The organism is Burkholderia sp. 9777_1386 (assembly GCF_015712265.1).
GTDB lineage: Bacteria > Pseudomonadota > Gammaproteobacteria > Burkholderiales > Burkholderiaceae > Burkholderia > Burkholderia cenocepacia.
The window spans coordinates 95930-108462 of record NZ_JACCQB010000010.1 but is presented as its reverse complement, the minus strand read 5'-3'; the positions used below and the strand labels follow the sequence as shown (position 1 = coordinate 108462).

Below are 12533 nucleotides of genomic sequence, written 5' to 3'. Positions count from 1 at the left end.
AGTGATGATGCAAAAGCAATTCAAGCAACTGGTCCTGCTGGCTGCACTGGTGCCGACGTTCGCGATGGCGCAGGCGCTGTCGAATTCCGCACCGGCTGCACCGGCGGCAGCTGCGCCGATCGACGCCGACAAGAAGGCGGCGATCAAGGATCTGCTCGACGCGATCGACGCGCCGAAGCTCGTGTCGGCAATCGGCAACAGCGCCGAAATGCAGGCCAAGCAACTCGTGCCGGCGATCCTGTCGGACGCGCTGTCGGAAAACAAGACGCTGAACGACAAGCAGAAGCAGGCTGCCGTTCCGACGCTGCAGAAGAACGCGGTGCCGAAGCTGGTCGACGGCGCAGGCAAGGTGTTCGGCACGCAACAGTTCCAGAGCGACGCGATGTCGGCTCAGTACGACGCGTACGCGAAGTACTACAGCACGTCGGAAATCAAGGATCTGACGACGTTCTACAAGAGCCCGACGGGCCGCAAGTTCATCCAGGTTCAGGATCAGGTCGGTCGCGACGTGGTCAACGGCCTGATGCAGAAGTACATGCCGCAAGCGATCCAGGCAACGCGTACGCAGGCTGACAAGGAAGTCGCAGCAGTCAAGCCGGGCAAGTAAGCTGTCCGGGCGCGCCCCCGGCCGTTCGGCCGGGTTTGGCGGGAGCCTGACGACAGTGCGATAATGGCCGTTTGCGCGCGAGCGCAAGCGGCCATTTCTTTTCTGGCGCGTTTTGCCGGCGGCAAGCCGGTCGCGTCCCTCCCGAGGTTTTCACGATGCGCGTCTTTAATTTCTCCGCCGGCCCTGCGGCGATGCCCGAGGAAGTGCTGCGGCAGGCCGCCGACGAAATGCTCGACTGGCATGGCAGCGGCATGAGCGTGATGGAGATGAGCCATCGCGGCAAGGAATTCATGTCGATCCACGAGGCCGCGCTGACCGACCTGCGCGACCTGCTCGGCGTGCCGGCGAGCCACCGGATCCTGTTCCTGCAGGGCGGCGGCATCGCGGAAAACGCGATCGTGCCGATGAACCTGCTCGGCGCGCGCAACACGGCCGACTTCGTCGTGACGGGTTCGTGGTCGCAGAAATCGTTCGGCGAGGCGAAGAAGTTCTGCACGCCGCATCTCGCCGCGAGCGGCAAGACGGAGAACGGCTTCACGCGTGCGCCCACGCGCGCCGAATGGCAGCTGTCGGACGATCCGGCCTACGTGCACCTGTGCACCAACGAGACGATCGACGGCGTCGAGACGTTCGAGATCCCCGATCTCGGCGACGTGCCGCTGGTCGCGGACGTCTCGTCGCACATCCTGTCGCGCCCGATGGACGTCGCGAAGTACGGCGTGCTGTTCGGCGGCGCGCAGAAGAACATCGGGATGGCCGGCGTGACGGTCGTGATCGTGCGCGAGGATCTGCTCGATCGTGCGCTGTCGATCTGCCCGTCGGCGTTCGAATGGAAGACCATCGCCGCGAACAACTCGCTGTACAACACGCCGCCCACCTACGCGATCTACATCGCGGGCCTCGTGTTCCAGTGGCTGAAGCGGCAGGGCGGCCTCGAAGCGATCGAGGCCCGCAATATCGAAAAATCGAAGCTGCTCTACGACACGATCGATGCGAGCAGTTTCTATCTGAACAAGGTCGAGCCGGCAGCACGTTCGCGGATGAACGTGCCGTTTTTCCTGGCCGACGAAACGCGCAACGAAGACTTCCTTGCCGGCGCAAAGGCGCGCGGGCTGCTGCAGCTGAAGGGCCACAAGTCCGTCGGCGGCATGCGGGCGTCGATCTACAACGCGGTGCCGCTCGAGGGCGTGAAGGCGCTCGTCGAGTACATGAAGGACTTCGAGCAGCGCGACGCCTGACGGCGGCGCTGTTCAATCAGCACGGCAAAACGCATGGACGACGAACTGAATTCCCGCCTGAAACCGCTGCGCGACCGCATCGACGCGATCGACGCGCAGCTGATCGCGCTCCTGAACCAGCGCGCCGCGGTGGCGCTCGAGGTGGGCGAGGTCAAGAAGCATTTCAACGCGCCGGTGTTCCGGCCGGAGCGCGAGCTGCAGGTGATCGCGCGGCTGCAGGACATGAGCGCCGGGCCGCTCGCGAGCGAGCACATCAGCGCGATCTGGCGCGAGATCATGGCGGCGAGCCGCGCGCTCGAGCAGACGATCCACGTCGCGTTCCTCGGGCCGGTCGGCACGTACAGCGAGCAGGCGATGCTCGAGTATTTCGGCCAGTCGATCGAAGGGCTGCCGTGCCCGTCGATCGACGAGGTGTTCCGCTCGGTCGAGGCCGGGGCATCCGCGTTCGGCATCGCGCCGGTCGAGAATTCGACCGAAGGCGCCGTATCGCGCACGCTCGACCTGCTGCTGCAGACCCAGCTGCTGATCAGCGGCGAGCTCGCGCTGCCGATCCATCACAACCTGCTCACGCAGAGCGGCACGCTCGACGGCGTGAAGCGCGTCTGCGCGCATGCGCAGGCACTCGCGCAATGCCAGCAGTGGCTCGCGGCGAATGCGCCGCAGCTCGAGCGGCAGGCCGTCGCGAGCAACGCGGAGGCCGCGCGTCTTGCGGCGGCCGATCCGACCGTCGCCGCGATCGCGGGCGATCGTGCAGCCGCGCATTACGGCCTGCAGATCGCGTTCTCGCTGATCCAGGACGATCCGCACAATCGCACGCGCTTCGTGATCATCGGCAAGCAGCCGGCCGGCCAGAGCGGTCACGACCAGACGTCGCTGATCGTGTCGGTGAAGAACGAGCCGGGCGCCGTGTTCAAGCTGCTCGAGCCGCTCGCGCGGCACGGCGTGTCGATGACGCGCTTCGAATCGCGTCCGGCGCGCGTCGGCACGTGGGAGTACTACTTCTACATCGACATCGAAGGGCACCGCGACGATGCGGCGGTGGCGGCCGCACTGACGGAGCTCGGCCAGAAGGCTGCGTTCCTGAAGATACTCGGTTCGTATCCGCGCGCACGCTGACGCGCGGCGGCCCAGCGCCTGCTTGAGGCAGGCGTGGCGGCCGGGCGGGCGGGGCAGGCCGGTCGGCGCTGCCGAAGGCGGGTTCGGGCGGTATCCGGTGCAGGCTGCGCCGGGTGCTGGCCCGGTGCCCGGAATCTGGAATTCCGCGTGCGGGCGTCGTTTCGTGCGCGTAACTTGGCTCTTGTCGTGTCAGGCTTTGCATTCAACAAACTGGTCATCTTCGGCGTCGGCCTGATCGGCGGATCGCTGGCCCGCGCGCTGCGCGAGCGCGCGCCGGGCGGCGCGGGCGAGATCGTCGGCGTGGGCCGCTCGCGCGCATCGGTCGAGCGCGCGCTGTCGCTCGGCGTGATCGATCGCGCGGCGGCACTCGACGACGACGCGCAGTTGCGCGACGCGCTCGCCGGCGCCGATCTCGTCTTGCTGGCCGCGCCCGTCGCGCAGACGGGCCCGTTGCTCGCGCGCATCGCGCCGTGGCTCGACGGCGCGACGATCGTCACCGATGCCGGCAGCACCAAGTCCGATGTCGTCGCGGCCGCGCGGGACGCGCTCGGCGCGCGGATCGCGCAGTTCGTGCCCGGTCACCCGATCGCGGGGCGCGAATCGAGCGGGGTCGAGGCTGCGTTGCCGGACCTCTACGTCGGTCGCAACGTCGTGCTGTGTCCGCTGCCGGAGAACGCGCCCGAAGCGGTGGCCCGGATCGACGCGATGTGGCGCGCGACCGGCGCCGACGTGCGCACGATGAGCACCGAGCAGCACGATCGCGTATTCGCGTCGATCAGCCATCTGCCGCACGTGTTGTCGTTCGCGCTCGTCGAGCAGATTCTCGGCGAGGCCGACGCGGAACTGAAATTCTCGTACGCGGCCGGTGGTTTCCGCGATTTCACGCGCATCGCGGCGTCGAGCCCGGAAATGTGGCGCGACGTGTGCGTCGCGAACCGCGCGGCGCTGCTCGACGAACTCGACGGCTACACGCGCGTGCTCACGCGGTTGCGCGCGGCGATCGACGCCGGCGACGGCGCGGCGCTCGAAGCCGTCTTCACGCGCTCGCGCGCCGCACGCAAGGCATGGCAGGAACGCGGCGGCGCGCCCGCTGCCGAACCGGTCAAGAAATAACAGGACGATTCCCATGGACTACCTCGATCTCGGCCCGTACTCCAGCGCATCGGGCACCGTGCGCCTGCCCGGCTCGAAAAGCATTTCGAACCGCGTGCTGCTGCTCGCGGCGCTCGCCGAAGGCGAAACGACGATCACCAACCTGCTCGACTCCGACGACACGCGCGTGATGCTCGACGCGCTCGGCAAGCTCGGCGTGAAGCTCGCGCGCGACGGCGACACCTGTGTCGTCACCGGCACGCGCGGCGCGTTCACCGCGAAGACGGCCGACCTGTTCCTCGGCAACGCGGGCACGGCCGTGCGGCCGCTGACCGCCGCACTCGCGGTGAACGGCGGTGACTACCGCGTGCACGGCGTGCCGCGCATGCACGAGCGGCCGATCGGCGATCTCGTCGACGGCCTGCGCCAGATCGGCGCGCAGATCGATTACGAGCTGAACGAAGGCTACCCGCCGCTGCGGATCAAGCCCGCGACGATTTCGGTCGATGCACCGATCCGCGTGCGCGGCGACGTGTCGAGCCAGTTCCTCACCGCGCTCCTGATGACGCTGCCGCTCGTGAAGGCGAAGGACGGCAGGACCGTCGTCGAAGTCGACGGCGAATTGATCTCGAAGCCGTACATCGACATCACGATCCGGCTGATGGCGCGCTTCGGCGTGACCGTCGAGCGCGACGGCTGGCAGCGCTTCGTGGTGCCGGCCGGCGTCCGCTACCGCTCGCCGGGGCGGATCATGGTCGAGGGGGACGCGTCGTCCGCATCGTACTTCCTCGCGGCCGGCGCACTCGGCGGCGGCCCGCTGCGGGTCGAGGGCGTGGGGCGCGCGAGCATCCAGGGCGACGTCGGCTTCGCGAATGCGCTGATGCAGATGGGCGCGAACGTGACGATGGGCGACGACTGGATCGACGTGCGCGGCATCGGCCACGATCACGGCAAGCTCGAGCCGATCGACATGGACTTCAACCTGATTCCCGACGCCGCGATGACCATCGCGGTCGCGGCGCTGTTCGCGAACGGCACGAGCACGCTGCGCAACATCGCGAGCTGGCGCGTGAAGGAGACGGACCGCATCGCCGCGATGGCGACCGAGCTGCGCAAGGTCGGCGCGATCGTCGAGGAAGGCCCCGACTATCTCGTCGTCACGCCGCCGGCCAAGCTCACGCCGAACGCGGCGATCGATACGTACGACGATCACCGGATGGCGATGTGCTTCTCGCTCGTCAGCCTCGGCGGCGTGCCCGTGCGGATCAACGATCCGAAGTGCGTCGGCAAGACGTTCCCCGACTATTTCGACCGCTTCGCCGCGCTCGCCAAAGCCTGACCCGACTGTTCCGATGAAATCGACCCGACCCTTTCACCCGACTCCCGTCATCACGATCGACGGCCCGACCGCTTCCGGCAAGGGCACCGTCGCGGCGCTCGTCGCCGCGCACCTTGGCTTCCACCTGCTCGACAGCGGCGCGCTGTACCGGCTCGCGGCGCTCGCGAGCGTGCGCTACGGCATCGCGGCGGAGGACATCGACGCGCTCGTGAAGCTGATCGACGATCTGCACATCACGTTCCGTGAGGGGTGCGCGCAACTCGACGGCGTCGACGTGTCGAACGACATTCGCGCCGAAGCGGTCGGCAACCGCGCGTCGGCCATTGCCGTGCACGGCCCCGTGCGCGCCGCGCTCGTCGCGCGCCAGCGCGCGTTCCGCAAGACGCCGGGCCTCGTGGCGGACGGGCGCGACATGGGCACCGTGATCTTCCCGGACGCCGTGCTGAAGGTGTTCCTGACGGCCAGCGCCGAGGCGCGCGCGACCAGGCGGCATAAGCAATTGATGCAAAAAGGTTTTTCTGCTAATATAGATGACTTGCTCCGGGATCTTCGTGAACGTGACGCGCGCGACAGCAATCGCGCGGCCGCGCCGCTGAAGCCTGCGGCAGATGCCAAGCTGCTCGATACGTCGGCACTTTCGGTCGATGAAGCCGTCGATCAGGTGCTGCAATGGTACCGGGCGCTCGGCCAGCCCGCCTGAGTAGGCGGGCAGCGGTAGGTGCTCCGCGTCGCAAGCGCGGAGCGTGTTTCGAACCCTTAACCCCGTGTGGTCCTCGATCTGGCCCTTTCAGCCTGCCATTCCGGCCGGCGTGGCACAGCGAGCCATGCACAATCAGATTTTTATGTCCGACCTGCAAACCTCCAACCCGAATACCGAATCCTTTGCGGCTCTGTTCGAAGAGTCGCTGACCCGCCAAGACATGCGCGCCGGCGAAGTGATTTCCGCCGAAGTCGTGCGCGTCGACCACAACTTCGTGGTCGTCAATGCAGGCCTGAAGTCCGAGGCTTACATTCCGATCGAGGAATTCCTGAACGATCAGGGCGAGGTTGAGGTGCAGTCGGGCGATTTCGTGTCCGTCGCGATCGACGCACTCGAAAACGGCTACGGCGACACGATCCTGTCGCGCGACAAGGCGAAGTGCCTTGCATCGTGGCTGTCGCTGGAAAAGGCGCTCGACAACAACGAGCTCGTCACCGGCACGATCACCGGCAAGGTGAAGGGCGGCATGACCGTGATGGTCAACGGCATCCGCGCGTTCCTGCCGGGTTCGCTGGTCGACACGCGTCCGGTCAAGGACACGACCCCGTACGAAGGCAAGACGCTCGAGTTCCGCGTGATCAAGCTCGATCGCAAGCGTAACAACGTCGTGCTGTCGCGTCGTGCAGTGATCGAAGCAACCCAGGGCGAAGAGCGCGCGAAGCTGCTCGAGACGCTGAAGGAAGGCGCGATCGTCAACGGCGTGGTCAAGAACATCACCGACTACGGCGCGTTCGTCGACCTCGGCGGCATCGACGGCCTGCTGCACATCACCGACATCGCATGGCGTCGTGTGCGTCACCCGAGCGAAGTCCTGTCGGTTGGCCAGGAAGTCACCGCGAAGATCCTCAAGTTCGACCAAGAGAAGAACCGCGTCTCGCTGGGCATCAAGCAACTGGGCGACGATCCGTGGGAAGGCATCTCGCGCCGTTACCCGTCGGGCACGCGCCTGTTCGGCAAGGTCACGAACATCACCGACTACGGCGCATTCGTCGAAGTGGAATCGGGCATCGAAGGCCTCGTCCACGTGTCGGAAATGGACTGGACCAACAAGAACGTTGCGCCGTCGAAGGTTGTCCAGCTGGGTGACGAAGTCGAAGTCATGGTCCTCGAGATCGACGAAGACCGTCGTCGTATCAGCCTCGGCATGAAGCAGTGCAAGCCGAATCCGTGGGATGACTTCAGCCGCAACTTCAAGAAGGGCGACAAGATCACGGGCGCAATCAAGTCGATCACCGACTTCGGCGTGTTCATCGGTCTGCCGGGCGGCATCGACGGCCTGGTCCACCTGTCGGACCTGTCGTGGAGCGAAGCCGGCGAAGAAGCCGTTCGCAAGTACAAGAAGGGCGACGAAGTCGAAGCAATCGTGCTCGGTATCGACGTCGAGAAGGAGCGCATTTCGCTCGGCATCAAGCAGCTCGAAGGCGACCCGTTCAGCAACTACGTTGCAATGAACGACAAGGGCTCGATCGTCGACGGCGTCGTGAAGACGGTCGATGCGAAGGGTGCGGTCGTCACGCTGACGGGCGACGTCGAAGGCTACCTGCGTGCGTCGGAAATCTCGCAGGATCGCGTCGAAGACGCACGCAACGTGCTGAAGGAAGGCGACAAGGTCAACGCGATGGTGATCAACATCGATCGCAAGTCGCGCGGCATCAACCTGTCGATCAAGGCGAAGGATTCGGCTGAACAACAGGAAGCGATCCGCGGCCTGCAGTCGGACTCCAGCGCTGCTGCGACCGGTACGACCAACCTCGGCGCGCTGCTGAAGGCGAAGCTCGACGGCCAGAACCAGTAAGCCTTACGAGGTCTGCTGAAGTATGACCAAATCCGAGTTGGTCGCGCAGCTGGCATCGCGATTTCCGCAACTTGTCCTCAAGGACGCGGATTTCGCGGTGAAAACGATGCTCGATGCGATGTCCGACGCCCTGGCGAAAGGGCATCGCATTGAAATTCGGGGTTTCGGCAGCTTTGGCCTCAATCGTCGCCCGGCGCGCGTCGGACGCAACCCGAAGTCAGGGGAGAAAGTGCAGGTGCCCGAGAAGTTCGTGCCGCACTTCAAGCCTGGCAAGGAATTGCGTGAACGCGTCGACGGCCGCGCCGGTGAACCGCTGAAGGCTGACGATCCGGACGACGAGCGTTGAGCGTCGTTCGGTTTGCCCGGAACCTGTCCGGTGAAGGCTGAAAAGAAAAGCGCCCCTTGCGGGCGCTTTTTTCATTTCCGGCAACCTGACGCGCAACGTGGCGCACAGGATCTGCGCAGCCGCGGAAACGCTTCCTTTACAATACGGGTCGATTCGGTGCGACGGAGGGGAGTCGCGCGCCGCGGCAAACCTCAACAAAGAGAGGGCTTCATGAAGTTTATCGTCTGGCTGATCCGGGTATTGGTGTTCGTCCTGCTGCTGGTGCTTGCGCTGGCCAATACACAAACCGCGACGCTGAATTTCGTTGCCGGCTACGCATGGCAAGCGCCGCTGATCCTGATCGGCCTGGCATTCTTCGCCGTGGGGCTGCTGGCCGGCTTGCTGTCCGCGCTGCCTTCGATCTTCCGGCTGCGCATCGAGAACGGGCGTTTGAAGCGCGATCTGCGTGCGGCGCGCGAAACGCCTGCCGTCATCGACCAGCCGCCGATGCCGCCCGTCATTTAACACGGACGCCGCGCGATCATCGCGCGGTTTTCGTCTCTGCTTCGATATTTCGCATGGATCTGGATTTCTGGTGGTTGCTCGCGATTCCGGTCGCGTTCGCGCTCGGGTGGGCGGCGTCACGCTATGACCTGAAGAATCTCCTGTCGGAGAGTGCCAACCTGCCGCGCTCGTATTTTCGCGGCCTGAATTTTCTGTTGAACGAACAACCCGACAAGGCGATCGATGCGTTCATCGAGGTGGCCAAGCTCGATCCCGAAACGGTCGAGTTGCACTTCGCGCTGGGCAACCTGTTTCGCCGTCGCGGCGAGACCGATCGCGCGATCCGCGTGCACCAGAACCTGCTGAGCCGCACCGATCTGCCGGTCAACGAGCGCGACCACGCGCTGTACGAGCTCGGCCAGGATTTCCTGAAAGCCGGCCTGCTCGATCGCGCCGAAGAGGCGTTCCACAAGCTCGCCGACGGCGACTACGCGCTTGGCGCACAGCGGGCGCTGCTGACGATCTACGAGATCGAGAAGGACTGGAACAAGTCGATCGATACCGCGAGGCGCATCGAATCGATGAGCGACAAGCCGCTCGGCACCGAAATTGCGCAGTTCCACTGCGAACTCGCGCAGGACGCGCTGCAGCGCAAGAACGCCGCCGCGGCGGCCGAACAGTTGCGCCTCGCGCTGACGGTGAATCCGCAGAACGTCCGGGCGACGGTCCTGTCCGGCGACGCGGCCGAGGCGGCGGGCGATCACGCGGCCGCAATCGAGCACTGGAAGCGCGTCGAAGCGCAGAATCCGGCGTATCTGCCGCTCGTCGCGGACAAGCTGATGAAGGCGTACGTCGCGCTCGGCAAGAACGTCGAGGGCGCGGAATTGCTGATGGGGTACGTCGATCGATATCCGTCGAACGACCTGCTCGACATCGCCTATCAGCATATCGCCGGATTGCGCGGCCAGGATGCGGCCCACACGCTCGCGCGCACGCAAATGGAAAAGTCGCCGAACCTGTCGGGGATGCTGCATCTGCTCGATGCGCAGATCGCGGCGGCCGACGAACCGCGTCGTAAGGAACTTGAAATGATGCGTGCGCTGATCAAGCAGCGCACGAAAAATCTGCCACGGTATACGTGCCAGAATTGCGGTTTCCGGGCACGGCTCTTCTACTGGCAGTGCCCCGGATGCAGCGGCTGGGAAACCTATGCGCCGCGCCGCGTCGAACCTGCGATGCCGGGCTGATCCCGGCACGCGGAGCCAACGCGCTGCGGTTGCCGCCAGGCTCGTCCCGGCGGCCAAGTTAGTCCATTACCGGGAAGTACCGGAACATCTATGAAAATCACCATCATCGGCACCGGCTATGTCGGTCTCGTCACGGGCGCCTGCCTCGCGGAGATCGGTCACGACGTCTTCTGTCTCGACGTCGATCCGCGCAAGATCGACATCCTGAACAACGGCGGGATGCCGATTCACGAACCGGGGCTGCTGGACATCATCGCGCGCAACCGCACGGCGGGGCGCCTGCGCTTCTCGACCGACATCGAGGCGAGCGTCGCGCATGGCGAGATCCAGTTCATCGCGGTCGGCACGCCGCCCGACGAGGACGGCTCGGCCGACCTGCAATACGTGCTCGAGGCCGCGCGCAACATCGGCCGCCACATGACGGGCTTCAAGGTGATCGTCGACAAGTCGACGGTGCCGGTCGGCACCGCGCAGCGCGTGCGCGGCGTAGTCGACGAAGCGCTTGCGGCACGCGGGCTCGCGGGCAGCGTCGCGCACCGCTTCTCGGTCGTGTCGAACCCGGAGTTCCTGAAGGAAGGCGCCGCGGTCGAGGACTTCATGCGCCCCGACCGGATCATCATCGGCGTCGACGACGACGAAACCGGCACGATCGCGCGCGAGAAGATGAAGAAGCTCTACGCGCCGTTCAACCGCAACCACGAGCGCACGATCTACATGGACGTGCGTTCGGCGGAATTCGCGAAGTATGCGGCGAACGCGATGCTCGCGACGCGCATCTCGTTCATGAACGAAATGTCGAATCTCGCCGACAAGGTCGGCGCCGACATCGAGGCCGTGCGCCGCGGGATCGGCTCCGATCCGCGCATCGGCTATCACTTCCTGTATGCCGGCGTCGGCTACGGCGGCTCGTGCTTCCCGAAGGACGTGCAGGCGCTGATCCGCACCGCAGGCGAGAACGGCCAGCCGCTGCGTATCCTGGAGGCCGTCGAGGCCGCCAACCATGCGCAGAAGGACGTGCTGATCGGCAAGATCGAGCAGCGCTTCGGCGCCGACCTGACGGGCCGCGAATTCGCGGTCTGGGGCCTCGCGTTCAAGCCGAACACCGACGACATGCGCGAAGCGCCGAGCCGTCGCCTGATCGCCGCGCTGCTCGAACGCGGCGCGACCGTGCGCGCCTACGATCCGGTCGCAGTCGACGAAGCGCGCCGCGTGTTCGCGCTGGATTTCGGCGACGATGCGGACGCACTGGCGCGGCTGCATCTCGTCGATACGCAGGACGTCGCGGTCACCGGTGCGGATGCACTCGTGATCGTGACCGAATGGAAGGAATTCCGCAGCCCAGATTTCACGCGCCTGAAGGCGGAGCTGAAGGCACCGGTGATCTTCGACGGGCGCAACCTGTACGAGCCGGATGCGATGGCCGAGCTGGGCATCGACTACTACGCGATCGGCCGGCCGTATGTCGATCCCCAGTTGTCCTCCCGTGGCTGAACCTACGATGAATACTCTTCGCGAAGTCGTTCCGGTGCCGCGCGAGCAACTCGCGCGCTCGCGTGTGCTCGTCGTCGGCGACGTGATGCTCGACCGTTACTGGTTCGGCAACGTCGACCGCATTTCGCCTGAGGCGCCGGTGCCGGTCGTGCACGTGCAGCGTCAGGAGGAGCGGCTCGGCGGTGCGGCCAACGTCGCGCGCAATGCCGTGACGCTCGGCGGCCAGGCCGGGCTGCTGTGCGTCGTCGGTTGCGACGAACCCGGCGAGCGGATCGTCGAGTTGCTCGGCAGCAGCGGCGTGACGCCGCATCTCGAGCGCGATCCGGCGCTGCCGACCACGATCAAGCTGCGCGTGCTCGCGCGCCAACAGCAACTGCTGCGCGTCGACTTCGAGGCGATGCCGACGCATGAGGTATTGCTTGCGGGGCTCGCGCGCTTCGATGTGCTGCTGCCGCAGCACGACGTCGTGCTCATGTCGGATTACGCCAAAGGCGGCCTCACGCACGTCACGACGATGATCGAGAAGGCGCGTGCGGCGGGCAAGGCGGTGCTGGTCGACCCGAAGGGCGACGACTGGGCACGCTATCGCGGCGCATCGCTGATCACGCCGAATCGCGCGGAACTGCGCGAGGTGGTCGGGCAGTGGAAATCGGAAGACGACCTGCGCGCGCGCGTCGCGAATCTGCGTGCGGAGCTCGACATCGACGCACTGTTGCTCACCCGTTCGGAAGAGGGCATGACGCTCTTTTCCGCCGGTGGCGAACTGCATGCGCCGGCGCTCGCGCGCGAAGTGTTCGACGTGTCGGGCGCGGGCGACACCGTGATCGCGACGGTCGCGACGATGCTCGGCGCCGGGGTGCCGCTCGTCGACGCGGTGGTGCTTGCGAATCGCGCGGCAGGCATCGTGGTCGGCAAGCTCGGCACGGCCACGGTGGATTACGACGAACTGTTTCACTGAGCGCATTCGGCGGCGCGACGAGCGCGTCGCCCGAGCGGGCTCGCACTTTTCAGGCAGGACG

12 protein-coding genes are annotated in these 12533 nt (G+C 65.8%); all 12 read left to right on the top strand.

The genetic code is table 11. The annotated features are described in order from the left end of the window. Positions 1 to 7 precede the first annotated feature (7 nt). The 12 genes from H0X91_RS10980 (at position 8) to rfaE1 (ending at position 12472) form a co-directional block, all read left to right on the top strand. The gene (locus tag H0X91_RS10980) at positions 8 to 607 is read left to right on the top strand and encodes a DUF2059 domain-containing protein (protein ID WP_006486966.1); all 600 of its coding nucleotides are present in this window, start codon (positions 8 to 10) and stop codon (positions 605 to 607) included. A gap of 155 nt (positions 608 to 762) precedes the next feature. Further along, positions 763 to 1845 (top strand): 3-phosphoserine/phosphohydroxythreonine transaminase, encoded by a 1083-nt coding sequence (gene serC / locus H0X91_RS10975; protein WP_006486951.1) that lies wholly within the window; start codon positions 763 to 765, stop codon positions 1843 to 1845. Between the two features lie 33 nt (positions 1846 to 1878). Beyond that, positions 1879 to 2961: a prephenate dehydratase gene (gene pheA, locus H0X91_RS10970; RefSeq protein ID WP_034200855.1), complete on the top strand. Its 1083-nt coding sequence runs from the start codon at positions 1879 to 1881 to the stop codon at positions 2959 to 2961. A gap of 186 nt (positions 2962 to 3147) precedes the next feature. Beyond that, positions 3148 to 4074, top strand: coding sequence for a prephenate dehydrogenase (locus H0X91_RS10965; RefSeq protein WP_006496542.1), 927 nt, complete (start codon positions 3148 to 3150; stop codon positions 4072 to 4074). A 13-nt stretch (positions 4075 to 4087) separates the two neighbouring features. Continuing rightward, positions 4088 to 5392 (top strand): 3-phosphoshikimate 1-carboxyvinyltransferase, encoded by a 1305-nt coding sequence (gene aroA / locus H0X91_RS10960; RefSeq protein ID WP_006486921.1) that lies wholly within the window; start codon positions 4088 to 4090, stop codon positions 5390 to 5392. Between the two features lie 13 nt (positions 5393 to 5405). After that, entirely contained in the window at positions 5406 to 6092 is a 687-nt protein-coding gene (cmk, locus tag H0X91_RS10955; RefSeq protein WP_006486962.1) for a (d)CMP kinase, read from the top strand. Positions 6093 to 6234: 142 nt separating this feature from the next. After that, positions 6235 to 7947 (top strand): 30S ribosomal protein S1, encoded by a 1713-nt coding sequence (gene rpsA / locus H0X91_RS10950; RefSeq protein ID WP_196433030.1) that lies wholly within the window; start codon positions 6235 to 6237, stop codon positions 7945 to 7947. Between the two features lie 22 nt (positions 7948 to 7969). Next, positions 7970 to 8293, top strand: coding sequence for an integration host factor subunit beta (locus H0X91_RS10945; RefSeq protein ID WP_006486894.1), 324 nt, complete (start codon positions 7970 to 7972; stop codon positions 8291 to 8293). A 210-nt stretch (positions 8294 to 8503) separates the two neighbouring features. Further along, on the top strand, positions 8504 to 8797 hold the full coding sequence (locus H0X91_RS10940; protein ID WP_006486935.1) for a lipopolysaccharide assembly protein LapA domain-containing protein: 294 nt from the start codon (positions 8504 to 8506) through the stop codon (positions 8795 to 8797). A 53-nt stretch (positions 8798 to 8850) separates the two neighbouring features. Continuing rightward, entirely contained in the window at positions 8851 to 10023 is a 1173-nt protein-coding gene (gene lapB, locus H0X91_RS10935; protein WP_006496539.1) for a lipopolysaccharide assembly protein LapB, read from the top strand. Between the two features lie 90 nt (positions 10024 to 10113). Further along, complete coding sequence (locus H0X91_RS10930) at positions 10114 to 11514, top strand: UDP-glucose dehydrogenase family protein (RefSeq protein WP_034200853.1); 1401 nt, start codon at positions 10114 to 10116, stop codon at positions 11512 to 11514. 7 nt (positions 11515 to 11521) lie between these two features. Next, positions 11522 to 12472: a D-glycero-beta-D-manno-heptose-7-phosphate kinase gene (rfaE1, locus tag H0X91_RS10925; protein WP_006486931.1), complete on the top strand. Its 951-nt coding sequence runs from the start codon at positions 11522 to 11524 to the stop codon at positions 12470 to 12472. Positions 12473 to 12533 lie beyond the last annotated feature (61 nt).